General features: G+C 31.8%; 30 protein-coding genes and 1 pseudogene. 12 read left to right on the forward strand and 19 right to left on the reverse strand.

Going from position 1 to position 25697, the window contains the following annotated elements; translation table 11 throughout:
• Window positions 1–187: 187 nt before the first annotated feature.
• The 3 genes from AC6EI0_RS00645 to AC6EI0_RS00655 all read right to left on the reverse strand — a co-directional run bounded on the left by AC6EI0_RS00645 (window position 188) and on the right by AC6EI0_RS00655 (window position 1692).
• A complete protein-coding gene (locus AC6EI0_RS00645; RefSeq protein WP_498522615.1) occupies window positions 188–643 on the reverse strand; it encodes a hypothetical protein in 456 nt (151 codons plus the stop codon).
• 233 nt (window positions 644–876) lie between these two features.
• Window positions 877–1278: a DUF1824 family protein gene (locus AC6EI0_RS00650; protein ID WP_498522616.1), complete on the reverse strand. Its 402-nt coding sequence runs from the start codon at window positions 1276–1278 to the stop codon at window positions 877–879.
• A gap of 222 nt (window positions 1279–1500) precedes the next feature.
• Window positions 1501–1692 (reverse strand): hypothetical protein, encoded by a 192-nt coding sequence (locus AC6EI0_RS00655; protein ID WP_498522617.1) that lies wholly within the window; start codon window positions 1690–1692, stop codon window positions 1501–1503.
• Between the two features lie 150 nt (window positions 1693–1842).
• Between AC6EI0_RS00655 and AC6EI0_RS00660 the strand changes: the two genes are divergently transcribed.
• From AC6EI0_RS00660 to AC6EI0_RS00675, 4 genes are all read left to right on the forward strand, one after another.
• A complete protein-coding gene (locus tag AC6EI0_RS00660) occupies window positions 1843–2118 on the forward strand; it encodes a DUF1651 domain-containing protein (RefSeq protein ID WP_498522618.1) in 276 nt (91 codons plus the stop codon).
• Between the two features lie 711 nt (window positions 2119–2829).
• On the forward strand, window positions 2830–3681 hold the full coding sequence (locus AC6EI0_RS00665; RefSeq protein ID WP_498522619.1) for a hypothetical protein: 852 nt from the start codon (window positions 2830–2832) through the stop codon (window positions 3679–3681).
• Window positions 3682–4128: 447 nt separating this feature from the next.
• On the forward strand, window positions 4129–4332 hold the full coding sequence (locus tag AC6EI0_RS00670; protein WP_498522620.1) for a hypothetical protein: 204 nt from the start codon (window positions 4129–4131) through the stop codon (window positions 4330–4332).
• Between the two features lie 126 nt (window positions 4333–4458).
• Complete coding sequence (locus AC6EI0_RS00675) at window positions 4459–4794, forward strand: hypothetical protein (RefSeq protein WP_498522621.1); 336 nt, start codon at window positions 4459–4461, stop codon at window positions 4792–4794.
• 52 nt (window positions 4795–4846) lie between these two features.
• On the opposite strand, the gene AC6EI0_RS00680 is transcribed toward AC6EI0_RS00675, so the two are convergent.
• The 3 genes from AC6EI0_RS00680 to AC6EI0_RS00690 form a co-directional block, all read right to left on the reverse strand.
• Window positions 4847–5110 (reverse strand): DUF8674 family protein, encoded by a 264-nt coding sequence (locus AC6EI0_RS00680; RefSeq protein ID WP_498522622.1) that lies wholly within the window; start codon window positions 5108–5110, stop codon window positions 4847–4849.
• A 623-nt stretch (window positions 5111–5733) separates the two neighbouring features.
• On the reverse strand, window positions 5734–5910 hold the full coding sequence (locus AC6EI0_RS00685) for a hypothetical protein (protein ID WP_498522623.1): 177 nt from the start codon (window positions 5908–5910) through the stop codon (window positions 5734–5736).
• 175 nt (window positions 5911–6085) lie between these two features.
• Window positions 6086–6301: a DUF8635 family protein gene (locus AC6EI0_RS00690; RefSeq protein WP_498522624.1), complete on the reverse strand. Its 216-nt coding sequence runs from the start codon at window positions 6299–6301 to the stop codon at window positions 6086–6088.
• A 270-nt stretch (window positions 6302–6571) separates the two neighbouring features.
• Between AC6EI0_RS00690 and AC6EI0_RS00695 the strand changes: the two are divergent.
• A pseudogene (locus AC6EI0_RS00695) lies at window positions 6572–7743 on the forward strand (BaiN/RdsA family NAD(P)/FAD-dependent oxidoreductase).
• 430 nt (window positions 7744–8173) lie between these two features.
• The gene (locus AC6EI0_RS00700) at window positions 8174–8731 is read left to right on the forward strand and encodes a DoxX family protein (RefSeq protein ID WP_498522625.1); all 558 of its coding nucleotides are present in this window, start codon (window positions 8174–8176) and stop codon (window positions 8729–8731) included.
• Between the two features lie 21 nt (window positions 8732–8752).
• On the opposite strand, the gene AC6EI0_RS00705 is transcribed toward AC6EI0_RS00700, so the two are convergent.
• A complete protein-coding gene (locus AC6EI0_RS00705; RefSeq protein WP_498522626.1) occupies window positions 8753–9058 on the reverse strand; it encodes a hypothetical protein in 306 nt (101 codons plus the stop codon).
• A 263-nt stretch (window positions 9059–9321) separates the two neighbouring features.
• On the opposite strand from AC6EI0_RS00705, the gene AC6EI0_RS00710 reads away from it, so the two are divergent.
• Window positions 9322–9525, forward strand: a complete 204-nt coding sequence (locus tag AC6EI0_RS00710; RefSeq protein WP_011293667.1) for a DUF8635 family protein — start codon at window positions 9322–9324, stop codon at window positions 9523–9525.
• 381 nt (window positions 9526–9906) lie between these two features.
• Here AC6EI0_RS00710 and AC6EI0_RS00715 read toward each other — a convergent pair whose 3' ends face one another.
• From AC6EI0_RS00715 to mnmH, 3 genes are read right to left on the reverse strand one after another with little or no spacing between them, the layout of a single operon-like run.
• Window positions 9907–10977, reverse strand: a complete 1071-nt coding sequence (locus AC6EI0_RS00715) for an AI-2E family transporter (protein WP_498522627.1) — start codon at window positions 10975–10977, stop codon at window positions 9907–9909.
• Window positions 10978–10986: 9 nt separating this feature from the next.
• Complete coding sequence (psb28, locus tag AC6EI0_RS00720; RefSeq protein ID WP_498522628.1) at window positions 10987–11328, reverse strand: photosystem II reaction center protein Psb28; 342 nt, start codon at window positions 11326–11328, stop codon at window positions 10987–10989.
• 42 nt (window positions 11329–11370) lie between these two features.
• Entirely contained in the window at window positions 11371–12426 is a 1056-nt protein-coding gene (gene mnmH, locus AC6EI0_RS00725) for a tRNA 2-selenouridine(34) synthase MnmH (protein WP_498522629.1), read from the reverse strand.
• Window positions 12427–12465: 39 nt separating this feature from the next.
• On the opposite strand from mnmH, the gene AC6EI0_RS00730 reads away from it, so the two are divergent.
• Complete coding sequence (locus AC6EI0_RS00730) at window positions 12466–13182, forward strand: GUN4 domain-containing protein (protein ID WP_498522630.1); 717 nt, start codon at window positions 12466–12468, stop codon at window positions 13180–13182.
• Window positions 13183–13312: 130 nt separating this feature from the next.
• Entirely contained in the window at window positions 13313–13705 is a 393-nt protein-coding gene (locus tag AC6EI0_RS00735; RefSeq protein WP_498522631.1) for an ATP-binding protein, read from the forward strand.
• A 4-nt stretch (window positions 13706–13709) separates the two neighbouring features.
• Here AC6EI0_RS00735 and AC6EI0_RS00740 read toward each other — a convergent pair whose 3' ends face one another.
• The 3 genes from AC6EI0_RS00740 to glnA all read right to left on the reverse strand — a co-directional run bounded on the left by AC6EI0_RS00740 (window position 13710) and on the right by glnA (window position 16639).
• On the reverse strand, window positions 13710–13967 hold the full coding sequence (locus AC6EI0_RS00740) for a DUF6439 family protein (protein ID WP_498522632.1): 258 nt from the start codon (window positions 13965–13967) through the stop codon (window positions 13710–13712).
• A 46-nt stretch (window positions 13968–14013) separates the two neighbouring features.
• A complete protein-coding gene (locus AC6EI0_RS00745; protein ID WP_498522633.1) occupies window positions 14014–15075 on the reverse strand; it encodes a class I SAM-dependent methyltransferase in 1062 nt (353 codons plus the stop codon).
• Between the two features lie 142 nt (window positions 15076–15217).
• Complete coding sequence (gene glnA, locus AC6EI0_RS00750) at window positions 15218–16639, reverse strand: type I glutamate--ammonia ligase (RefSeq protein ID WP_498462534.1); 1422 nt, start codon at window positions 16637–16639, stop codon at window positions 15218–15220.
• A gap of 223 nt (window positions 16640–16862) precedes the next feature.
• Here glnA and AC6EI0_RS00755 point away from each other — a divergent pair, with 223 nt between their 5' ends.
• Complete coding sequence (locus tag AC6EI0_RS00755; RefSeq protein ID WP_498522634.1) at window positions 16863–18023, forward strand: pyridoxal-phosphate-dependent aminotransferase family protein; 1161 nt, start codon at window positions 16863–16865, stop codon at window positions 18021–18023.
• On the opposite strand, the gene AC6EI0_RS00760 is transcribed toward AC6EI0_RS00755, so the two are convergent.
• Window positions 18016–18471 (reverse strand): nucleoside deaminase, encoded by a 456-nt coding sequence (locus AC6EI0_RS00760; RefSeq protein ID WP_498523477.1) that lies wholly within the window; start codon window positions 18469–18471, stop codon window positions 18016–18018. The genes AC6EI0_RS00755 and AC6EI0_RS00760 overlap by 8 nt on opposite strands.
• Window positions 18472–18622: 151 nt before the next feature.
• Here AC6EI0_RS00760 and AC6EI0_RS00765 point away from each other — a divergent pair, with 151 nt between their 5' ends.
• Entirely contained in the window at window positions 18623–19993 is a 1371-nt protein-coding gene (locus AC6EI0_RS00765; RefSeq protein ID WP_498522635.1) for a pyridoxal phosphate-dependent decarboxylase family protein, read from the forward strand.
• A gap of 113 nt (window positions 19994–20106) precedes the next feature.
• On the opposite strand, the gene AC6EI0_RS00770 is transcribed toward AC6EI0_RS00765, so the two are convergent.
• The 3 genes from AC6EI0_RS00770 to AC6EI0_RS00780 are packed head-to-tail and all read right to left on the reverse strand — an operon-like array spanning window position 20107 to window position 22677.
• Window positions 20107–21663, reverse strand: a complete 1557-nt coding sequence (locus AC6EI0_RS00770) for a YcjF family protein (protein WP_498522636.1) — start codon at window positions 21661–21663, stop codon at window positions 20107–20109.
• A 16-nt stretch (window positions 21664–21679) separates the two neighbouring features.
• A complete protein-coding gene (lspA, locus tag AC6EI0_RS00775) occupies window positions 21680–22147 on the reverse strand; it encodes a signal peptidase II (RefSeq protein ID WP_498522637.1) in 468 nt (155 codons plus the stop codon).
• A 20-nt stretch (window positions 22148–22167) separates the two neighbouring features.
• On the reverse strand, window positions 22168–22677 hold the full coding sequence (locus AC6EI0_RS00780) for a biotin transporter BioY (RefSeq protein ID WP_498522638.1): 510 nt from the start codon (window positions 22675–22677) through the stop codon (window positions 22168–22170).
• Window positions 22678–22825: 148 nt separating this feature from the next.
• Between AC6EI0_RS00780 and AC6EI0_RS00785 the strand changes: the two genes are divergently transcribed.
• Window positions 22826–23047, forward strand: coding sequence for a DUF3148 domain-containing protein (locus AC6EI0_RS00785; protein WP_498522639.1), 222 nt, complete (start codon window positions 22826–22828; stop codon window positions 23045–23047).
• Between the two features lie 8 nt (window positions 23048–23055).
• Here the strand turns inward: AC6EI0_RS00785 and AC6EI0_RS00790 are convergent, their stop codons facing one another.
• Window positions 23056–24270, reverse strand: a complete 1215-nt coding sequence (locus AC6EI0_RS00790; protein WP_498522640.1) for a M16 family metallopeptidase — start codon at window positions 24268–24270, stop codon at window positions 23056–23058.
• 41 nt (window positions 24271–24311) lie between these two features.
• Window positions 24312–25544 (reverse strand): M16 family metallopeptidase, encoded by a 1233-nt coding sequence (locus tag AC6EI0_RS00795; RefSeq protein WP_498522641.1) that lies wholly within the window; start codon window positions 25542–25544, stop codon window positions 24312–24314.
• Window positions 25545–25697: the final 153 nt, after the last annotated feature.

The following is a 25697-nucleotide window of genomic DNA, read 5'->3' on the forward strand; positions in this document are numbered from 1 at the left end:
GTAAATATACTAAATAAAGTGACTCATTTAAGTCCTAATCTTAGCTAACATCATTTTAATAGGCATGTTTATTTAATTAGTTAATTGATAATATTAATATATAAAATCGATAGATCAATCCTATAATACTACGTAAAGATTAACTTGCTGGTTGTTTTTTAAGACTGGATTATCTATTTATAAACAGTTAAGAATTATTTTCGTTATTGTCTTTTTCATGCTTCTCCAATAGTTTTCTAGTTAGAAATGGATATGAAGCTTGATGCTTCTCCTTCCATTCTTTGTGTTCTTTTATCTGCTTTTTTAACTTCTCTAGACTTTCTGTCTCTTCTGGATAAAACCTCTCTAAATATTCGGGACTTAGATTTATATTGCCTTCAAATTCATATACCATTTCTTCGAATGACTCACATATGCCTAGTACATCTGCCATGAAATCCTCGAACTCATCGATATTTATTTCTTGAAGTACTTTCCTTAATTTACTTTGACTTGTTTCCTCAGGTTCCCATTCTTTTTTTAATACGTGTAGTAGATTTAGTTGCCCAACCCTGTCAAGAAGATCCCATTTGGATGCATCATCAGCGGAATAAAAATAAGAGCCATCACCAGACTGATAGAATTTTACTCTTTCTTTATCCATTTATACTAAAAAAAGATTCTATTAAATCTTCTCTAATAGGTTTTACGTGGCTAAACATTTGCTTCATTAACTTATCATTGAATTTTAGTGTTTGTAATGTATAAAAAAAATTATTTTGAATTATCATAATTACAATAGCATTTCTTTTGTCAGGAATCTATTTTTTGTTTGTTTTTAGATTCAATTCTTTGAAGTATTCACATTGTATTCTGACTGATTAATTATAATTTTTTTTACTCAAAGAAATCTAATGGAAAGGGACCAATAGTTTTTGAACTCAATGAATTGTCATAATTTTGACAGCTAATTAATATCCCTTCTCCCAATCCATATTCAATTCTTGCGTGAATTTCGCCTGTTTTTTGATTCGCTTTTAGGAAGACTGGGCCTTCAGAACTTGGTAATGTGATGCATTTCAGCGCTTTGTAATTAAATTTTTTTTCTAAGCTTCTAATTGCATTAAGACCTTTTTGTAACGAAGGTGCCATAATTCCGATAGTTATCCAATCTGATTTTTTAACAAGATTCCTAAGTTCATTAAGAAGTATTGTTGATTGTTTTTTATTTAATGTAGGGGCTGATCTCAATTTATCAAGATCTTCTAATTTGCATATTTTAAGATCTTGATTTGACATTTATATTTAGATTTTAGATATTTTATCAGCTACATCTCACATTTGCTATTATTTAATTGGTTAATACTAATTTTATGTTTATTTAATTCAAGGTATTTCTGATTATATTTATTTACAGTATCTAATCTAAAACGCATTAATTATTATATCTAAGAAAAAATATAAATTCTTTTATATAAGGATGTTCTTCAATTAATTATTGGAATCTATATAGTCACATATTCAATTTAGATTGTTCGATTCTTTTCTCCTTCTGGATTCATGGAGTATTTCCAGTTCATTATAGATATCACGTAATGTTTGTTGTATTTGCTCTGTCTTCTCTATTGCTCCAAGTGAGTTCATTGCTTTGAGAAGACTTTCTTTGGCTTCTATTAAACCTCTACATTGGGTGCTGCCAGCTTCGGTGGACATCTTATTATGTTGATTCTATGAAATTATTATATCTATTTTTTCAACCTTTTTAAATATTTATTTTTTTACTTCTTCATCTTCACTTTAGATTCTGAGGCTTGACGAAACCTATTTTTTTATTTAAAAACACAAATAAGACTTTATTTTTTGATGGCAAAATTAGAAAACTTAAAAGCTCCTATTGGTTGGCTTATAGATCCTCACAATAAATGGGCCATTCATTTTGATTTTAAAAAGGGATCAAATGAAAAGGAGAACAATACTACAGATTTCACTATTGATATGTGGGGAGTTGTTCCAAACGGAAAACCTATGAAGTTTAAAAGCAGAAGAAAGGTCACAAAACAGGACTCTCAAAAGACATGGCAGCAATTGATTGATTCCAATTGGGTTGAATTTGATTGCAAAACTACCAAGACAGCATGAAACAAAATTAAAATTTTACATTATTCTGTTTACTAGTTATTATCAATTTGGTTATTTTATGGGTTTTAAAATTGCTATATACGTTCAATAAACTTTTCAAGCTATGTATCATATTTTCAACTGTAATTTTCTCGTGGACATCAATTGTTTTGTTGTCTAATTCAACATTTAATTTAGAAATTAAGGAATTAATAAATAAAATTTACCTTAATCAAAAGAATTTTATTTACAATGTAAAGGATTTGTCTGTTTTATTGTTGAAAGATGCCAATCAACGTTTTTCTGAGAATGATAAAGACTTATTTAATAAACAAACCAACAAAAATAGATAAATAATTTAGAGACTTCAAATTTAATTGATAAATTAAAACACCACTATTCATTTTTAAGTAACTATTTTTTTGCAAATATATTAAATAGTAAAAAATTCACCTTGGCCTTTCTGGATTGATATTTAATTATTTTTCTTTACATTTTACTGTTCCCTTCAAATCTAGACTATGACAAGTGGCTGCTCTGACTACTCAATCTTACTTTTCAATGATATCCATGTTAGCTCTCTAGATGTGTTTGAATTTTAAAATCTATTTATAATATTTCAACTAATTATGTACATCTTATATATACACTTACTAATTAATCTATATTTAATCCTCTTTTTTTAATAATTATGTTAGATTGTACAAAACAATCTATTTGAATGTACAGCAAATGAATGATATATTATTTAACTTGAATAATATAAGGACAGAAATATCTTTTAAATCATTTGATGAACTTCGTAGAATTTTATCTTTTTATCAAAGAAACAATCTTAATAAAATTAATATACCTTGTAAAAACAATTTAAAAAAAGATTTTCTATTAAAGTCCATTAAAATAGCAAAAGAAGAGTTTCCGAATGTTGATATTGTCCCTCATTTTAGTATTCTCCATGAATTCAGAAGAAATAGACAAAATACTCAGGATTCGTTTATTAAATTTCTACAGATTGTAAAATATTTGGGCTGTAAGCAAATACTTCTTGTATCTGGTTCTCAAAAAAGGTCGACTTTAGATTCTGTTTCTGCTTTATCATCTCTTAAGGATAATCCCGTATCTCATACTAAAGACTTATCTATTGGTGTAGCATTTAATCCTTATTTGCCTACCTTTTTGTTTGAAGAAGAGATTATTAGACTGGAAAAGAAACTTGAATCCGGTTTGGTGGGCTCAGTCTGGATCCAATTTGGTACAGATCATAATCTTCTACAAAGCAGAATTAAAATATTAAAAAATATTGTAAATAATACGATCAAAAATAAATTTAAGAATTCAAATTTTAAGTTTTTTGGGAGTATTTTAATTCCTTCAAAGCAATTTCTAGCTAGATTTAAGTATAGGCCATGGAAAGGAGTATATTGTTCTACTGAATTCTTAGAATCATTAGACTTTGCCAACAGCGTAGTGAAAGATATATTATTAATCTATAAACAGAATATGATCTATCCAATAATTGAAACTATGATTCTTTCGGATGATCATTTTAAAACATTAAATAATAACTTTCTAAATAAATCGTAGCAATAATATAAAATATTACCAAAACATGTTTATCATTCTCATTTATTAAAAAATTTATTTTTTTTCTATTGTTCTCGCTGGTCAAGTTATATATTTCCTTTTATTTTTACATTAAGTCATTTCATTGGATGAAGAGATAATGTTCTATTGAATTTTTAAAAAAATTGTATGATTGAGTCAAAGGAATCAATCCTTTTGTCTTTTTCATTACTCTTATCTTTTTTGTTGTTAGAGAATATTTTTTTTGACAGCAGTTGATTTAGATACTTCCTTTAGTTATTTCAATATGAGTGTACCTGCGGTTTTTGTTGTGGATTTAGCTATGTCTTTATGGTTGTTCTTTTAATACCCATTACCTTTTTTATTGTCTTGCACTTATTTTTAGTTCAGCCATTCTTCGCGGTCGAAGCAAAATTACATTAATTTAATAGAAGGCGACATGAAAAAATGTTTTCATCACGAAAAAACAAAGCACAAAAGATCGTTCCTCAAACAAGTTCTTTTGCTGCTGAGACCTTTTTACTAAGAAGAGGCTCTGAAGCTACTCGCTACAAGGTTGTTGCATTGATGATGTTTATTGCTGGATTTGGACTGCTTACTTTAGGTACTTGGGTACTTAATGATTTTAATTTTCTCACCTTCACCAATTAATAATTCAGAGTTTTCTATATCTACTGTGACTAAATCAAGTAATTTGTATATTTAATATTTCTCTCTTATATTTCTGATTCATATATGTTTTTATCTAGTAGTCTGTTTTGTAGTCTTTATTTTTGAATGTCAAATTCTTGGGATAAATATTTTTCTCACTATTCTGACTGGGATGAGGCTCATTGCTTTAATGTAAGACTGGAACTGAAGTATGAAGAGAATATAAAGAGCTTAGGTTATGTTGAATACGTTAATTCAGACGATTTGTATATATATGAAAATAATATTGCTAATAAAGCTTTCCCTAAAAGTAAAACATACATTAAAAATAAAAATGAGATAAAGTTGTCTTTTGAAGTTCCTTACGATTGGTCAATCGATACAGATTGGGAGGATAAAGCTCTTGTTCTGCTTGGATTGCCTGAAGAATGGGTCATAGACTCATCAGTTGAAGATAACTGAATTTTTGAGTACAAAATTTTTGGCTATGATTTGATAAATTTTTGATTTACTTCTAAGAATAGAAAATAAGCGCAAGTCCTTTTTGGGTGAGATGAAATTCTCTCTCTTCACGACTTAAATCCATAGATAATTCCTCCCCTTCTTTAATTGCTTGCTCATATGGAGGCTTTGAAGGAGAAATTCCCTTATAAATCGCTGCAATTCCTAGTGGAGTTGCGTTCCATGTGAAATTAGCTGTCTCTCCAATTGGAGGCTGATTTAATGCTTCTTCAAGGAGATTAGATGAGTTTGATTTTGGGCGAGTAGTTGTTGTCATGTTTATATTTAAAATTTCTTATAAAAAAAACTTTTTGGGTGATCCTTAGAAGAACTAATACGACTACTTTCTAATCCATTGATTTGATTTATGCGTGATTTTTGTTGATCTCTGCATTCTTTAGAATACCTTCCTGTTTTCTTTTTTTAATCGGCTTAATTTTATCAATAATTTTAAACTATTATTATTATTTATTTTGAATATTTTTTGAAACATAATGAACTGCTGAAACTATTGAAATAACTATTGATTATAGTTTTCTCTTGGGTCATATAATTAAATCTTTGTCTGATATCAATTCATAATGATCCCTATTGTTGAAAGATGATCTATTTAGATTATTTTTAACTTTAATAGTTTTTTATTATGAAATTATTAGAATATATAATATCAAATTAATTAATAGCAATTAAGGCTTCCTCAATTGATATACCTAATACCTTTGTTTGATTGTTTTTTCTTTTACTTGAAATTATAGTTATCATCTTATGAGCATTCTTTAGGGAAGATAGCCAAACCTTTTTTTTATGAATGGGAATTACATTTGTTTAGAACAAAAAATTTGATTTACCTTACTAATCCGTTGAAATTAAAATATTTTATTTATTTTTTACTTATTATTTTTATAAAATCCATTCATCCATCATTATTTGGGCTTTTCCCAGTTCATTATTAGCTTTATGCTCATTAATTCTTCTTAGCGCTGTAAATGCCATCTCTCCTTTTTCCCAAAAAGTAATCCCACTCATAGGGCTTAGAAGATTAGATTCACCGCTGGAGTTTGTATGATTTTTTGGCATTAGTTCAACAAAAAATAGGTATTTTTTATTTGAGCTATATAGTTAGTTACCTTAATTATTAGAATAGACTACTACGGGTCACTTATATGGAAAAACAAAAAAGAGGTGAATATATTTTTTAAGTTTTTTATTCTTCAAGTAATGGATTTCTGAATTTATTAATTTGTTTGGCTTTTTAAATTTTTTTGTCTTCAGGAAATTCAGGCTTCTCTTTCTTTTTTCTCCTACCGTCTGAAAGCTCTAGTAAAGTTGAAAGTTGTTCGTATACTGATCTTAGTGATGACAACTCAGGAAGTAGACCATCGTTCCTCAGATCTTCATCCATGTATCTAAGCTCTTGTCGTACATACGAGAGAATAGATTTTGCTTCATCTCTTTTAGGGCCAGCCATATTTTTTTATTTTTTGAAAAGATACAACAAAAAAGAACTGAATTAAGATTTCAACTGCGTATCAAGACAATGTGTTTGTTGGTAAAATCTTCTGTTTAATTTAAATGAAGTCAACTTCTTTTATGATTTTATTTAAATCTATCTTTTATTTATTGAATAAAAGTTTAATTTAAATAAAATGTATATTATTTATTTAAACTATAATTTACTGGAGCCTATCGTTTGGTCGTATCAGATCTTGTCATTATTGGTGGTGGTGCTTCTGGCTTTATGGGAGCAATTACAGCTATTAATAAGGGCCTTGGTTCTGTTGTTGTACTAGAAGGTACCTCAAAAGTTCTTGAGAAAGTTAGAATTAGTGGTGGAGGTAGATGTAATTTAACGAACTCATGTTGGGATATTTCTAATTTGGTAAATAATTATCCTAGAGGAGAAAAACAACTAATAGGCTTGTTTAATAGATTTTCTACAGTCGAAGCATTTGATTGGTTCCAAAAAAAAGGACTTAGTCTTAAGATAGAGAAGGATGGACGTGTATTTCCTCGTTCTGATTCTTCTGAAGACGTAATAAAATGTTTAACAGCTGTTGCAAAAAAATCTGGCGTAAAGATAATTACTAATTCTCATGTGAAGAAAATAACAAAAAAAAAAAAGGTTTTAATTTATTAGTTAAAGGTAAAAATTACTTTGAAGCTAAAAATATTTTAATTTGCACTGGGAGCCATCCCAGTGGGCGCAGACTGGCTTTAAGCCTTGGTCACTCAATTGTTCACCCTGTGCCATCTCTTTTTTCATTGTCAACCTCTGAAAAATCATTAACTTCTTGTTCAGGTATAACTTTAAATGTTCATGCTGAACTTACCGTTAACAAAAAAAAGTATGCTGAAACAGGTTCTATCCTGATTACCCATAAAGGCTTTAGTGGCCCTGTTGTTTTACGCCTTTCTGCATTTAGTGCTAGAAATTTATATTCAAATAAATATAAGGGTGAACTAAGAATAAATTGGCTTTGTATGAATGAAAATGAGGTTAGGCAAAAACTTGATTTGTATAAATTAGAAAATGGTAAGAAGGTGGTAATTAATAATAAACCCTTTCATAATTTGCCAAGAGGCTTATGGCGAGCACTTCTTTTAAACTTAAATATTGGGAGTAAATTAAAATGGGCAGATTTATCTAAAAGCCAAATATATTCGATATTAAAATGTTTAATAATGAATAGTTATTTAATAAATAGTCGTGGTCCTTATGGAGAAGAATTTGTAACTGCTGGTGGGGTATCTCTTGATGAAATTAATTTTAAAACCATGGAAAGTAAGATTTGTGAGGGGTTATTTTTTGCAGGCGAGGTATTAAATATTGATGGCGTTACGGGTGGTTTCAACTTCCAGCATTGTTGGACGAGTGCTTGGGTAGCAGGAAATGGAATTCCGGTTAAATGAATCAAACCGTGATTTGATTTTATGAGATAAATTTAGCTAAGCGAAGCAATCAAAGCTGGTATCGCAATTATGATAATTCCTATGGATGCTGTAGCCGCAAGAAGAGATGTGCTCACGAGTACTCATAAATTTTTAAAATTTTAATACCCCACTCAAAATCTTGTTGTGAGTATTAATACTTTTCAAGGTAATTATTTACTCTACATTTGAGAGGCTTTGAACTCTTGATAGAACAATTCTTTGATTAAAACTTTTTCAAAATTTGAGTCCTAAATCAATGTGTTCATTGATTCTAAATTATTAGGTTTTTAAACAGAAAGGCATCGGCCACTCGATAAGTATTAATACTTATCGTCCTCTTTGAGGCTCCTTGTATCCACACTTTGCATGCGTCTGCAATTAAAGTTCAATCTAGTGAGTTTAGGTCAAATTGCTTAGTTCAATCATCTATAAAACTATACTTAAGGATTTAGCAATCCTTGTTTTGAGAGTTTTTACTGGTGCGTTGCTCATCCACCATGGATTTGAAAAATTAAACGACATAAATAATTTTGCTGATGCTTTTGTGCGTCCACTTCATTTGCCTTTCCCCATTACTCTCTCTTACGTGGCTGCTGCTTCCGAGATCGTTGGAAGCTGGTCATTGATAATCGGCCTTGGTACAAGGGTAGGGGCTTCTGCAATTTTAGGCACAATGAGTGTGGCTATCTATCATGCTTTGGTTACTTCAGGTTTTAACATTTATTTGTTAGAATTACTTGGTCTGTATTTCTCTTCAGCTGTTTCAATTATTTGTTTAGGACCTGGAAAATTCTCAGCTGATTATTTGATTAATGAAGTTTTTATTAACAAAATAAACCCTATCGGAATAAAATCTAATAAGAATTTAATCCAGAGTAGTAAGTCTAGCGATAGTAAAAATATTATAAAAAAATCAAAGCAAGACAAAGTTTTTGATTTTCCTTTCTCTAGTTTCTTGTCATCTTAAGTACATATTTATTGATTTAAACTAGTTCCTCTTCTTTTTCATAGACAAGTAAAACCACATCCAAGTAGGTAAAGTAATAAAAAAGCCAATTAAAAATATATAGCTTTTTGTAGTTGACCATGAAGCTTCATCACAACTTTCTTTGATTTCTCTAGTACTTGTAACTTTTGAGCTCAAGGTTCTACAAATATTAAGTCCATGAATGCTCAGAGTTCCATAAGTTATGGCAGTGGGTACAGTAGCTAGGAATATTGCAATTATTAGATTGCCTATTCTCAGATTGAGTTCTTTTCTTTTTTTATAATCCATATATATATTCTTAACCATCTATTACGTATAGCCCAGTATAGTTTTTATTTTTTTACAAAATAGGAATTACGCATTCTTAATAGTGTTTTGAATTAATCGAGCTCGCATATAGAGAAGTTGATTCTGGTAAATTTTTTCATAATCAATATTTTATAAATAATTAAGTGTGTTTGAAAAATTTTGATTTAGTCGAACTTTATAAACTTTGTAAAAATCCAGATGCTTATCATACTTATTTTAAGCTAAAATCAAAATATTGAAGCAATTTAATCTATTTTATAATGTCTACTAGTAAGAGAGAGGAAGTTAGTTCTCATTTGCGTTATATCAGGCAGGAACTTCGAGACTTGGATCAAATGCTTGGTCAATATGGTTTGTTGCCTGAGTTGTCAGAGCTTAAAGAGGTATATAATTCCTTGGATGCTTTACATCAATTGCTTTCAGGTAAAGTTAAAAAGAAACCAAAACCTGAATTTGATGATTAATAAAATTAACTAGTTAACAATTGGTATTTTAATTATTTCTTAGTGGATTAGTAGATTATTTTAAATTTTATATAATTAACATTTTATATTTGGGCTCGCAAGAAAAAGAACTACTAACAATATACAAATAAGGTAATCAATCAAGCTAATGACTGGAGAAACTTGGAAAAATCAGTATTAGGAGTGGAATGATTGAAAAACATCTCAATCAGATTGATTGACGAGAGCCCTAAAAGTCAATCTCAGGCATGACTTTTGAAATCTAGGTGATGTAAATGGATGGATTTGAGAAAAGAAATGTATCTGAAACTTCAGCAAAAGAAATTTCTTTATGGACTGATCCTTGGGAAGTATAACAATCGTTTCTATTTTTTTTTAGGCTTAGTTAGAAGAATAATTTCTTTCTAAAATGTCATTGACAATTACTTCTTTTACAAATACTTGGATTACAACAGCCATTGGAATTGCTAATAACAAGCCTATTGGTCCAAAAAGGATAGTAAATATAAATTGCGCGGTAATTGTTAGTCCCGGAAGTAACTTAACTTGTTTGTGCATTATTGAAGGTGTTATTACATAGCTTTCAATATTTTGAATTACAATGTATAGGCCTAAAACAGCAAATGATTTCCATGGGGTATCTAGTAAAGCAACAGAAAGAGGGAAAATGGTACTAATTGTTGGGCCTACATTTGGGATAACATTTAAAATACCTGCGATTAAAGCATTAGCAATTACTAATTTTATTCCCAATAAATACAGTCCAATAGAAGCAAGTATCGCTACACAGACTGAGCTAAGTACAACACCAGCCATCCAACTACTTAAGGCATTACCACATGTCGATAAAATTGTTCTTGTTCGCCTTCTGTAAAATGAAGGGACTAACAATATAACAACTTCTCTATATGAATTTGGCTGTAAAGCTATCATTAATCCAACAGAGACTATGAATAATAGTTGAATAATTCCTATGCCAACATTACTTACTAAATTTATTAATTTTGTAATGCTATCTGTTACACCACTGGCAAGGGTTGCACTGTCTGGGATAATACTAAGCTGATTCGATAATAATGTCCTATCAGTTAGGTTTGGAATACTATCTTTATATATGATTTCTGCAAAATTAAAAAATGAATTTATTATGAGCTCCCATAGCTTGCTTGCTGCTGATGGTATCTGATTTATTAGCTCTTGAAATTCACTGGTGAACTGAGGTATTATTAAAACTATTAAAACACTTGATATTATTACTATAGATATAATTGTTATTCCTAAAGAAATCCATCTTGGTATATGAAAAAATTCACGAATTTTGCCAGTAATAGTGCATAGCGCCATTGCTATAATTATCGAAGCAAAAAATAGTATAACTATTTCTCTTAAGCTCCATAAAATTAATAAAGAAATGATTAAAGATGTAAAAGATAGTAAGTTAGTGAGTTTCAACTTTAGAGTTTAATTATTAGTCAATGAATTTGCATATCTTACAGAAAAACGCATGAATCTTTCAAATTCTTTTTCTGAATTCCAGCTATATGTTGATGTTACTTCTTTAATATAATTTCCTGAAATATACAAATCAACTTTTTTTGTTAGAAGCTCACCCTCTTGATCGATTAAATACATTTTTTTTATAGATTTGAAGTTTTCTAGTGTGATTGTTTTAGGGGTGAGAAATTTATATACCGCTTTGCCTTTTTTGCCATCCAAGTCTCTGAACATACGTATTTCAGGATGGCCTTTTTCGCTTTCTCCTTTGACAAATTGAATTGAAACAGCCTCCTGGATTTCTTTCATCTCTCCTTTAGATGCTATTGATAGAGATCCTCTTGTATTAAACTATAAGGGATTGAGCTTCTTCTTTAAGATTTTAGTTAAAGATGATTTTAGACTTAGGCCGCTAAGATCAACAGAGTCTATATTTTTTGTTTTTTTAAGTTCGTATTCATAGCATTTATCGTAATAATCAAGCATTGCTTCACAGGCTTTTGGCCATTCTTTTCGCCTGATCGCAAGTAGTGCTTCTTTTGTTCTTTGTGGACCTAATCTTTTTTGTATTCTCTCTACAGCTTCTTCTAATTCATTTTGAGAGTTTTGACTATAAAGATTGACTAAATTTTCTATACGCTCATTCTTAGTTTTTATTATTTCAAGAATTGGTGCTTTCTTCATTTTTAAATACAACATATTTGGTATGCGACATTTACCTAAATTAGAACTTTCAGCCTCTATCCATATCTCAATAGCTTTGTTATTTTTGTGAAATTCATCAAGAGACTCTGCGAGGATGTTTTCAAATTGTTGAGTTGTAGGTTGCTTCTTCATGCCTAATGAACCAAAACTACTTCCTCTATGATTGGCAATTCCTTCTAAGTCAATGACATATATATCTTCTTTATTGATGTAATTGAGTAAATCTGTTTTTCTAGTACCTGTTTTACCTCCTATTAGTCTTATGGGTAAATCAGCCTCAAACTGCTTTAAAACCCATTTCCTATAACTTTTATATCCACCTTCTAATAAATAGGTCTTAATTCCAATTGTTCTTGCAAGCCATGCAAAAGCTCCAGATCTCATTCCACCTCTCCAGCAATAAATTCTTAATGAGTTATCTCCCCCTCTCTTTTCTGTAATTGTTTTTACCATTACGTCCAGGAGTTTTGAAGTACTTGGGAGTGTCACTTTTAAACCATTAAGGATTGCTTTTAAGCGACTCTCTCTTTTATAGCTTTTCCCTATCGTTTCTCTTTCCAAATCAGAAAACAAAGGAATATTGATAGCGCCTGGCCAATGACCTTGAGAAAATTCATTAGGACTTCTTACATCAACTATTGGGCTGGTTAAATTCCGAAAATCCGTTACGGGATAACCTGAATTGGTAGGTTTCTCTGACATAGTATTAGTGCTTAGGTCATTTTAGGCCGGCAGTAGATTATGACTGAAGAAAAATCACATCCAAATAAAGAAAGCATAGAGGAGTTCTTGGAGTCTTTCAGAATGGCTTCAGAAAGGAAGCAGCTTGGCTTGTTGAATGTTTTAGAAGAACGAGTTGAGGAGCTTCTTTCCTTGGGATCGTCTTTAATGTCTAGATTTGATCCCTGTTCCTCTGACTGGGTTGCTGGTTTTATTTTGCAACTAATTCATAAAACTGATGGAGATTTTATAAAAAATACTCTTAATTGCGAGGACTTTTCTTGGTTTACAGCATCTTCAGAAGTTGGGTTTGATTATTCACCTTTACAGAAATATTTATTAAATGAAAGTTTTGAGGATGCTGACCGTTTTACAAGCTCGAAACTTAGAGAGCTTGCAGGGGAAAAGGCCGTAAAAAGAGGATATGTTTATTTTTCTGAGGTTGAATTAATACCTACTATTGATTTATCAACTTTGAACAAATTGTGGATTGTCTATTCTAGAGGGAAATTTGGTTTTACAGTTCAAGCAAAAATACTAGATTCCGTAGGTGGAAGATATGACAAACTTTGGCCTCGAATAGGATGGAAAAAAGATGGGGTTTGGACTAGATATCCCAAAGCATTTAATTGGTCCATTGAAGCACCAAGCGGTCATATGCCATTAGTTAACCAGCTTAGAGGAGTTCGTTTGATGGATGCCTTGCTAAATCATCAAGCATTAAAAGATAAAACCTAACCATTTAATTATGAATGTTTAATTTTTCATCACTTAATACTATTTTTGACCTAAATTTAATTTATGAATTTTATTTATATACTAATTCTTTGTTCGGAAAATTAATTTACTAAAGATGTTTTAATTAATTGTGGAGCCTTCTAAAAACTGGGCTGTATTTATTCAACCCTCTACTTTACAACTAGCATCATTTGTTGAAACTCTTTTAGAGCCTGTAATATGCAAAGAAACTGCACAAAAAGTTGAATTGGGTTTGCATGAGGCTCTTGTTAATGCTGTTGTTCACGGAAACTTATCTAATCCTAATAAAGTCGTTCGAGTTAGAAGAATTCTTACTCCCAAATGGTTTGTATGGCAAATTCAAGATGAAGGAATTGGCATAGTTAAAAACAAAAGGCTAAGTTCTTTACCTAAAGAACTTGATGCAAATAGTGGAAGAGGAATATATTTAATTCATAAATGTTTTGATGATGTTAGATGGAGTAATAAAGGAAATAGATTGCAACTATCACTAAAAAAGTAATGCTTTAGTGGTTTTTACATCCTGTATCTCTTACCTCTTCTTTTATCCATAAGATTGCTTGATTGAGTAGGTTTTCTATTTCTATTTCGTCTCCATCATTAATCAATTGTGATATCGCAGAAATAATCAATTCAGCACTTCTCCTTCTTTTATTTCCCCTGAGTTCGTGCCAATTATAATTATTGATACTAATTTCCCTGTGAAGATCTTTAGCTAAAGATTTGGCTTTCTCTGACCAGATGTATTTATTTCTTTTGACCATAATACTAAGTTGGTTTTAAGGTGTTTTTAGATACTTTTTTATAAAATTAAATTGGTTTATTCGCTTTCCATACTTTAGTCATGAAATGCGATTCAGAAGTTATTGATGAAAACCCACTTTCATTTAATCTTAAATTTATATCGTCTATTATGTAGTCCCTGTAATAAGGTTCATGAAATATTTTATGAAAGTTTTCCATAATTGAAGTGAATTTTGGAGAATCATCTATCTGTATGGAGTCAGCAAGAACAAGAGTTCCTCCAGGCTCTAACAATCTAAAGCATTCATTCAAAACATTCTGTCGTGCATCTCTGGGAAGCTCATGAAATAGGAAAACACAAGTCAATGCTTGAAAACTGTTTGATGAGTAAGGCATATTTTCTGCATTTCCTTTTGTAAGTTGGACGAGATCACCACTTCTCGAACTTAGATATTTACTAGCCTGTTTTAGGTATGAACCTGATAAGTCCAGACCATACAGTTCTACTTCAGGTAAAGCACTTTGTATTTGCTGGAGAGTTCTTCCTGTCCCAGTCGCAATATCTAAAACTTTTACTTTTTTTGAGCTTTCAGATAAATATTTTTTTAGACCACTTTTTAAAGGAGATAAAATTCTTCTTCGCATAGCATCGGCTGTTCCGTTAAAAAGTATTTCAACTTGTAAGTCGTAAATTTCAGCGGAATGATCACTTAAATATCCATCTGTTTGATGATGAAAATTTTGTAAATAGTAACTTGGGTAATCTTCCTCGTTAACATTTCGCGGAATTTCTCTCGTTTTATTCTTTTTACGTCTTTCCCAGGTTTTGGGCATATCAAGCCAAATTAAAGGATATTTTTTTGCCCATTCCAACCAAGGTGCTTCGAAAAGTTGAGATTTTGGATAAATGCCTGCCTCTGCTTCTTGCCAATCAACTTTTTCAAGTCGTTCCATCGATCTTCTAACTTCTTTTAATAACTCTTGATCAATTGGAAAATTATCGGGGACAACTTCTGGTGCAAAAACTTCCATTAATTTAGTACTCAACTCTTTATGAGCTAAGCCAGCCAGTGTTTTCCCCTGTTGAAGAGTGTGATAAGCAAATTTTTTAAGGCTTGGCGTTGCCATAAACCGTTGATTAATTTTTTTTATTATCTAACAGATTCGATTGATTAGTGACCAGTTAACTAAAAAAAAAATTAAGGAGAATGCAAAATTCTTGCTTTGTCCCTAATTTTTTTAGCTTTAATTTTATAGTTAAGAGTTTGCTTTAGGCGTCGTAGTACATAGTGAATTCATGAGGGTGTGGTCTTTGCCTTAACTGTTGAACTTCTTCGTATTTAAGATCTATCCAGTTGTCAATGAAATCGTTGGTAAATACTCCTCCTTCAGTTAAATATTTGTTGTCACTTTTCAATGCCTCCAATGCATCATTCAACGAGGATGGAACAGTATCTATTTTTGATAATTCTTCTGAAGGAAGTTCGAAAAGGTCAACATCAACTCCATCACCAGGATCGATTTGATTTTTGATCCCATCAATACCTGCCATCATCATTGCAGAGAAAGCAATGTAAGGGTTGGCTAATGCATCACCGGATCGGAATTCAAGTCTCTTTGCCTTTGGACTTGGCCCAGTCAAAGGAATTCTGACGGCCGCTGATCTATTGCCCTGTGAATAAACTAAATTAACAGGTGCTTCAAAACCAGGAACTAATCTTTTGTAACTGTTGGTAGTTGGGTTTGTAAATGCAAGGAATGAAGGCGCATGTTTCAGGATCCCTCCTATGTACCATTTAGCTGTTTGAGATAAATTGGCATAAGTACCTTCTCCGAAGAATAAAGGCTGACCACTTTTCCATAAACTTTGATGAACATGCATTCCTGTTCCATTGTCATTGAAAACTGGCTTAGGCATGAAAGTTGCGGTCTTGCCATATTTCTTGGCTACATTTCTGACAATGTATTTATAAATCATCACATTGTCTGCAGCGTTGATTAGGGGTGCGAATTTCATCCCTAGTTCATGCTGCCCAGCTCCTGCTACTTCATGGTGATGTTTTTCAATAGGTATTCCTAGTTCACCCATCAAAAGAAGCATTTCAGACCTCATGTCTTGAGCAGTGTCATTTGGAGAGACAGGGAAATATCCTTCTTTGAGTTGAATCTTGTATCCAAGGTTGCCACCCTCCTCAACTCTACCTGTGTTCCAGGGAGCTTCAATGGTGTCTACGCTATAAAAACTCCCACCTTCACCTGAATTGTATCGAACGTCATCAAAAATAAAGAATTCTGGTTCAGGGCCAAAGAATGCAGCATCTGCGACACTAGTGCTTCCTAAATAATCCAATGCTTTTTGTGCCAAAGCTCTTGGACATCTGGAATATGGTTCTCCACTTCTTGGCTCCTGAATTGAACAAATTAAGCTAAGAGTTTTGTGATGGTAGAAAGGGTCTATCCAGCTTGTTGATGGATCTGGAACCATAGCCATATCTGATTCGTTTATAGCTTTCCATCCGCGAATAGAAGAACCATCAAAAGCGAGACCTTCTGAGAAAGAGCTTTCTTCAATAAGATCTGAAGTTACGGTTAAATGTTGCCATTTGCCATGTAAGTCAGTGAATTTTAGATCTATTAGCTCAATGCCCTCATCCTTAATTTGACGAAGAACATCTTGAGAGGTCTTACTCATGATCAATTTGATTTACAAACATAGTTAATCAATTATGAACGTAATAAGCTATTGCATCTCCTTTTGTATCAAGAAGCACTTTTTTTAGATTTTTAACAGAAAAATATGATTGTTTTTTGGCTTCTAGGGCATATCTAGCAAATTCCTATTGCAATCCCTAAAAAAAACACCCCGACTTTGCCTATCGCCTTTTAGGCTCAAATATATATACCGATCTGTTTTCTTGGCCACTCAAATTCTTCCTTCTGTTGATAATCAACATCGTAAAGATTTTGGTCCAACTGTTTCCCCTGAAAGGTTATTACTTGGGCCAGGCCCATCAAATGCAGATCCTGCTGTTTTGAGAGCGCTCTCTCAGCCACCAATTGGTCATTTAGATCCTTTTTATGTGGCCTTGATGAGTGAGGTGCAAGAGTTACTTAGATATGCGTGGCAAACCAGTAATCGATTAACACTCCCTATGAGTGGGACAGGAAGCGCCGCGATGGAGGCAACACTGGCAAATGTAGTCGAGCCAGAGGATACGGTTTTAGTAGCCATAAAAGGATATTTTGGCCATCGTCTTGCTGATATGGCAGGCAGATATAAGGCAAATGTAGAAACCATTCATAAAGATTGGGGTAATGCTTTTTCACTTGATGAAATAGAAGATGCATTGAAAAAACATAATCCAGCAGTTTTAGCAATTGTTCATGCCGAAACTTCAACAGGTGTTTGTCAACCCATGGATGGAATTGGTGATTTATGCAGAAAATATAATTGTTTACTTCTTGTTGATACTGTAACTTCTTTGGGAGGTGTTCCTCTTTATTTGGATAAGTGGAAAATTGATCTGGCTTACAGTTGCAGTCAAAAAGGATTAAGTTGCCCGCCAGGATTAGGACCTTTTTCAATGAATGAGAGGGCTGAAAATAAAATGAGCAAAAGAAAAGATAAGGTTCCTAACTGGTATTTAGATGTATCTTTACTTAATAAATATTGGGGTAGTGATCGTGTATATCATCACACTGCTCCAGTAAACATGAATTTTGGTATTCGAGAAGCGCTTAGATTGTTAGCTAAAGAAGGATTGGAAGTTTCATGGGATAGACATAGAAAGAATGCAGAATCGCTTTGGAATTCTTTGGAAAATATTGGCTTAGAGTTACATGTCGAAGAAGAATTACGCTTACCTACTCTTACTACTGTGAAAATACCTAACGGTGTTGATGGCAAGGCTTTTACGAATCATTTACTAAGTAACTTTGGTATTGAAATAGGAGGTGGTCTTGGTGATCTGGCTGGAAAAGTATGGAGAATAGGATTAATGGGATATAACTCGACTTCTACAAATGTAGATAGAATATTAAATATTTTCGAAACTGAACTACCTAAGTTTAGATAATATATTTTCTTTGGTTAACTCTTTTATCTTTGAACCAATCCACGATAATCTTTCTTGATTCTTCTTCCATTAGACCTCTCTCGATAATCATTTTGTGATGGGCACTTTTATGTTCCGCGAGATTTATAGTTCCACCTAGTGCTCCTCTTTTTGGGTCTTCCGATCCATAGATTATCTTTCCCATCCTTGCTTGTATTAAAGCGCCTGCGCACATTGGACATGGCTCTAGATTTACTATCAATGTACAGTCATTAAATCTCCAATCACTATTTATCCAAGAAGCTTGTCGGAGTGCTATTAACTCAGCATGACCTAAAGGATCTTTCATTTTTTCCCTTCTATTGCCCCCATAGCCAATACATCTTCCTCTTTTGTCGAGAATAACTGCAGCAATAGGGACTTCACCTCTCTCTCCTACAAGGTTTGCTTTGGTAAGCAATCTTCTCATCCACTGTATTTTTTCTTCCTGACTTAGAGCGATTGGGTTTGACAATTTTTAGATCTTTGGAGAATTATCAAATAAAATGTTTATCTACAGATTAATCATTTTTTTGGTTTGAACTTGATTATCCAATACCACAAATAGAGACTTATTTTCTTTGGACCCTTTCGCATCTCCTCACAATTTAGATAGAGAATTGCAATCTTTACTTGCAGAAGCCTCAAGTAATCTTTGTGATTGGTTTGCTGAGTCGGGTAGTCAATCTCCATTTCCTGACTCCGTTGAATTGCCTGATGTTTATCCAGGGAGAGAAGGCGTCTCTAATAATGTTTTGTTGAGCGAACTTAAATTGATAATGAATGGTTCCTATCGACCATCCCATCCAGGATCGCTTGCTCATTTAGACCCACCCCCTTTATCAGCTTCAATAGTAGGAGAACTGATTTGTGCAGGTTTAAACAATAATCTTTTAGCAGAAGAATTATCGCCCAGCTTGTCATCTTTAGAAAGAAACCTTTGCAAATGGTTTTGTCAGAGATTGGGTTTGGGTAATTCGTCTGGAGGGGTAGCAGCTAGCGGAGGAAGTTTAAGTAATTTAATGGCTTTAGTAATGGCAAGAAATATTGCTGGTTTAGCAAGCGATCCTAGTGCTGTCTTTTTTGCTAGTGATGATTGTCATATTTCATTCTTGAAAGCTCTAAGGATTATGGGCTTAAAAAAGGAATCTTTACAAAGAATTCCTACAGATGAAAATGGTGAATTAAAAATTTCTTGTTTACGTTCAAGTTTAAATAAAATTAAATCTCAAGGGAAGAAATGCTTTGCTGTAGTCGCTACAGCAGGAACCACTGTAAGAGGAGCTATTGATCCACTGTCTGAAATTGCTCAATTTTGTCAAAAAGAGAAAGTTTGGCTTCATGTTGATGCCGCAATAGGTGGAATTTTTGGTCTATCTCCAATTACCGCAGAAATTGTTAAAGGGTTAGGTTCCGCTGACTCCTTAACCGTTAACCCACAAAAATTATTGGGAATCGCAAAAACTTCTTCTCTGTTACTTGTAGCTAATAAAAACCATCTCTCTTCTACATTTTCAACTGGATTACCTTATGCCGAACCAAGTATCGGTAATGACTTTCATGGAGGAGAACTTGGAATTCAAGGAACCAGATCCGCCGAGTCATTGAAATTGTGGATTGGTTTAAGACAATTGGGCGAAGATGGTATTGATAAAATACTTTTGGAGTCTATTAAAAAAAGATGTTATTTAGAATCAATAATTGATTCGTCAAAATTTAAAATAATATCAGGACCTCTTCATCTGATGGCATTAACACCGTTAAATCATACTTCTTCTGAAGCGTCCAAATGGTCTATAAAAACTAGAAACTCTTTGTTAGCTAATAAGTTTATGCTTTCCAGACCAATGTACGAGGATACATATTATTTAAAGGCTGTTATGGGTAACCCTAATACTAAATTTGATGATTTAAAAATTTTAGCTAATCTTATTAATCATTCAATTATTTGATTTTAAAATGAATAATGATTTTTTTAATAAAAAAAATATTTTAGCTTTAACAACAGCATTTATATCAATTTTGATTGGCCTGATTTATTTGGCAATCGTTTTTGCTTTAGACTTTAGAGGTCCAATGAGTCCTCCCCCTTCTGAGGCCTTGATCGCGGTGGCAGTTTTTTGAATTTTTTTTCAACTAAAGGATCAATAACTCTCTCATAAGCTCTGCGAATAAAACTTTTGAAATACTCATCTCTTTTGTTTAAGTTGTAATGATATTCAACAACTTCTTGGATCCCACCATCTCCCCAGTTTTGGTCTTGCTGGAAATAAGTTATAAAACTTGCTCCAGCAACCCTTGTTAGCCAGGAGACACTTACTCCTTGAATTACTTTACTAACAACTAATGTTGGAAGTGATAAACTTAATGTGGAGCTTATTAGAGAAACTCCCCCTTTAACTAAACCCAAAGTTGCAAGTATTTTACCGACCGAAAATGCTAAGTTTTTTGCTTTTTCTTGTGTGATTTCAACACCATAAATTTTTGCAATTTCAATAACCATTTGTGCATTCACTGCAGCAGCAGCGATCATATCGATAAATGGTAATGGTGTTAATATTAATACTCCGCTACTAAGCCAACCATATTTATCAATACATTTTTTGGCTGATTGACTTCTCTGCTTAACTAATAACCTTTTCCCTTCTTTACCAAGATTACTGCATTGAAGTAATATATTATCTGCTATCAACTCTTCACCTTCTTCATGTAATATCTTTGCTAGTCTTCTAATTAAACTACTGACTTCAGGTTCTGGCTGATAAGGTTTTTCTCCAGGGATTGCAATTGTCTGAGGTGATGCTGATGTACAAATAATATCTTTTGATTCAATAAAATCACAACATCTAGAATTAAGAATCTCAATTAATCTTTTTTCCTCATTTTCTCCTCTTAAGTCTATTTTATTCAATACTAGTAAAAGTCTTTTCCCTAATTTAGATAAAGTTCTAATTGTTCTTGTTTCGGTAGAACGTAAATCACCTTCTATTACTACTAACATTAAATCAGATTTACGTGCTTCTATTAACGCATTTTTTTCCCTTTCTCTTCCTCTTTCCCCTGCTTCTAGTATCCCTGGAGTATCAATTATTTTAATTCCTCTTTTAAGCCCTTTGAGCTTGAGCCTATAGGTTTCATGTTCTTTTGTTGAGCCCATTTCAGGACTAACTTTACCAACTATTCTTTTTAGCAGAGATCTTATTAATGATGTTTTGCCACTGGAGCCGATTCCAAAAACTACTAAATTAATATCGCCTCTATCTAATTCTGATGAAACTCTATTTTTTTCATCTATTAGTGCCTTTGCCTTTACTTTGTCGTTAATTAACATGATTAACTGATCAAGTGTCTTTAGTGACTTTCCTGCAGCCTCTTTCTTGCTTATGACTGATAGGTCTAATATTTTCTCCTCCTCCTTATTATTTTTGAAGATAAGTTTAAAAATATTTTTAAACTTATCTATTTTTCTTGTATAAATTAAACCACCTATTATGAAAACTGTAATAAATATTGCAGGAATATTTATTAATCTAATTATTGCCCCTACCAAGCCTACAAGTATCAAGCTAATGAATACTATGAATATGTAAAATATTATTTTTTTTGAATTATAGATTTTCATATGATAACTATATTTTTTATTTTTTTGAGTACTTTGGACTAGATTTATCTTTGGTTTTAATTATATCAATTAAAAAACATATTATAGCAATGTTTATTGATATATCTGCTACATTAAAAATAGGAAAATTAATTGGAACTAACTCGAAAAAATCTAGAACATAGCCTTTGAATAATCTATCAATTCCATTACCTGCAGTCCCACCTAAAAGGTATGTAAGTCCAATAAAATTCCAAAAAGATTTTGGTGGAAATTTTAATATAATAATAATTAATATTAAAGTGGCTAGAATACTTATGATAGTAAGAATATTTGTGGAATTGCTGAAAAGACTAAATGCTGCGCCTTTGTTTTTTACTAGTGTGAAATTTAATAAATTAGGAATAATATTCTTTGATCTTTCAAACCCTAATATACTTAAAATTAAAAATTTACTAACTTGATCTAATAAAACAATGAAAAAAGAGTATATAATGATTTTCATGCTTCTACTCTTTAATTGATTCATCTTACTATTAATATACGTTTTAGTAATATTGATAATAGACTAATTGATATGCATAGTAATAATTGAGTTGGGAAAGGTACAATAGTATTTATCAAAATAAGATCGGATAATTTATCTGACCAATTTCCAAACATTTTACCAAAAATTAAATAAATAATACCTATAAAATGCAAAATGCATAATGATAGTGTTGTATAAAGTGAATAATTAATTAAATTAGCTTTATAATTTTTTTTTGCTAAAAAACCAGATGTCCAAGCAGCGGGAATAAATCCTAACAAGTAACCAAATTCATGAGTTAAGATATAACCAACACTCCCCCCTCCATGAAATACAGGTAAATAGAATAAACCTATAATCAGATAGGAAATTGCAGAAATTGTTCCTATTTGAGGTCCGCAAAGCAATGAAGTTAAAAGAAGCCCTTGAATTTGCCAATTGCTATGAAGTGGAATAATTGAGAGAGATAGGTCCTCTTGAAGAAAAATTATAGATGATGGTAACATTGCGAATATTATGATTAACATTACGCCTGTTATTGCTTTTAACCCGCTGCTAAATTTTTGCAATGAATTTAATGAGCAGATCTCATACATTAATTATTTACAAATTGCTTGATATGTCAATAATATAATTTAGGGCTATTTAATCATAATGAAATTTTCAATTGGAGAAAAAGTATCCTTACAAGTTCCTCTGCCCTATTTGAAGACAGCAGATTCTATTTCAATGTTAAGACCTCCAGATCTAGTATCTCTTGATGAGGTTGGCGTAATTATTGGTATAAGGTCAAAAGATTTATTAGAAGTAAAATTTAGAAGGGGAAATTTCTTGATTCCTTCTGAAAGACTTAAGATTCTAAATAATGGTAACTGAAAATTAAATTACCCTTGCCAGTCTTTACTGATTTTCCGTATAACTTCTTTGTTACTACAAACGCTAAGCACTGGCCCCTGTAAATATTTATTGGCAGCATCTTTGATTTCTTTACTACTAATATTATTAAGTCTTAGTAGTACTTCTTTATCGTGATCTTTTGTTAAACCAATTCCTAAAAGATGTGCTTTATGCTCAGCTCTTTGACTAACACTTTGCATTGAATGGGCCACTTGCCCTCGATATTTTATCTTTACAAGATCTAACTCTTCTGGGGATATTTCACTATTTAGAATTTTTTCCCAACATTCCTTCAGTAACTGGAGAGTTAGAATTGCCTTGTCTTCAGTTGTAGAGGCGTGCATAATAAATGGTGCTTGATTCTCTCTAATAGGGTGATAAACTCCTGCTTCATAAACTACTCCATGCTTTTCTCTGAGAACCTTAAATAATAAACTTGACATTCCATAGCCTAAGTAACATGATAATAATCTAAGCAAAATGTCAGATACATTATCATATCTAATTGTGGCTTTGCCTAATAGTAGAATAACTTGATTTGTATTTAATGAGCGTGCACAAAGGCTAGTTTTTTTGTTATCTAGGATTTGATCTCTAGTAAAGCCTTTTATCTTTGATATTTTATTTTGATTAGTAAAATTTTCACTAATCCCCTTAAAAGCAATTGAATTTTTTATATAATTTTCTACGTTAATAGGAAACTTTCCTGAAATTACTAAGTTCTTTTTTCTATGAATTAATGAGCTTGAAATTGGCAATATATGTTCTTTATTGATTTTATTTATATCATTGATTGATCCTAGTGGGTCATGTCCATATGGTCCGTCACGGTATACCATCTTTCTCCAGCCATCAAAAGCTAATTGATAAGTACTTTCTTTTTGTCTTTTAATTGCTTTTATGGTTAAATCTTTTTCTAATTGAATCTGATCTAGCTGAAGTTTAGGTTTCGTAATCATCCAACCAATTAAAGGAAGAAGTTTATAAGCATCACTCTCGATACATTTAAGACTTATTAGAAGACCATCTTCAAATGTATCACAGTTTAAATTTGCACCAGAACTTTCTACGATTTCAGCAATTTGATTATTGTTGTATGGCCCACACCCTCTAAGCATTGTTGAGCTTAAAATTTGATGAATCCCCTTCTGATTTTTTGGATCGCTTCTGCTACCATTTTCTATCCATAATTTCGCGGACATTATTTTTTTGCTATTAATTGTGTCTAGGATTATGTTCATATTTATTTCTCAGCTTCGGCAATTAATGTAAATGCATTTTCTGGATTAAATAATGGAAAAATTAATTCATTTAAACGAGAATTTGTCCAATATGAAATATCATCTATTGATTTTAATACTGATTGGTGTCGTCCCCATAGAGCTTGATTCCCTAAAGTTGAGGCAATTTGAGTGCTCAACTCAAGACCAAAATAAATATTATTTACAACTAATCTTTTTGCACGTTCTAGATCTTTATCAGCAACTAAATCCCTGTTTAATTTTTTGAGAATAATATTGATTTCACTTTCAGCAAGTTTAAGATTCTCCTTTTGACAACTGACGTCTAGAAGAATTAATCCACCTTCTTCCAGAATTTGTAAATCTATGTCTATTGATTCTATAATTCTTTTTTCTTCTCTTAACTTTTTAACAATAATACTACTTTTACCTTCGCATAAAATTGTGGCAGCAATTTCTGCTCCTAAAATTAATATTTGTTCTTTTGCAGGGGGAAGTTTCCAGGCTTTCAATATTCTTCCTCCCTCAAGCCTAGGAATAGTTTCTTTCTTGTAGCCCTTATTAAAAGTGGTTTTTGTACAAACATTTGTTTCCTTTGTAATTTTTTTTAATTCATTAAGTTTACTATTGCTAACGATTGAAATAATTTCTTTTGGTAATTCTCCTGCTATAGAAAGTGTACAGTTTTTACCTACATAATGATTTTTATGAAATTGTTTCATTTGTCTAGGATTTATACTTTTTACAGTTTTTTCGTCACCCAGTATTGGCTTTGAGTATCTATGTGGTGTTAAGCATCCCTTTAATAATTTCATATAAATAATTTCATCTGGTTGCTCAATATTTTGTGCGATTTCCTCTAAAACCACTTCTTTCTCAACCTCAAATGCTTCTTTTTCAATTTTAGGAAATAATAATAATTCTAATATCAGATTTAGTCCTTGTTCTATCTTCTCTGGTGGTACTAGAACGTGATAATGAACATCGTCCAACCCAGTCGCGGCATTACTACTTCCACCAAGAGATTCAATTCTTAAATCGAATTCGCCTTCTTTAAGGTTTTTACTCCCTTTAAATATCATATGCTCTAAGAAATGTGCAATTCCTTCTTCATCTTTCTTTTCATATAGACTTCCTCCTTTGCACCAAAAGTCAATACAAGTCAATGTTGATTGTTCTATATCAGCTACGACACAGGTAGCACCATTAGGCAATGACCAATGATTTACTTTCATTCTTAATATCTTATAGTACGCTAAATCTTTATGCTATCTCAATCCATGCATAAAATATCTATGATTTTAAATAAGATGGTTAAAATCTTTTAAATTATAAAAGATTTTTTTAATAGTTATCTATTTTGGATGTCTAAATTTTATTTATAATTA

The sequence above is a fragment of the Prochlorococcus sp. G5PB11 genome, from assembly GCF_059772425.1.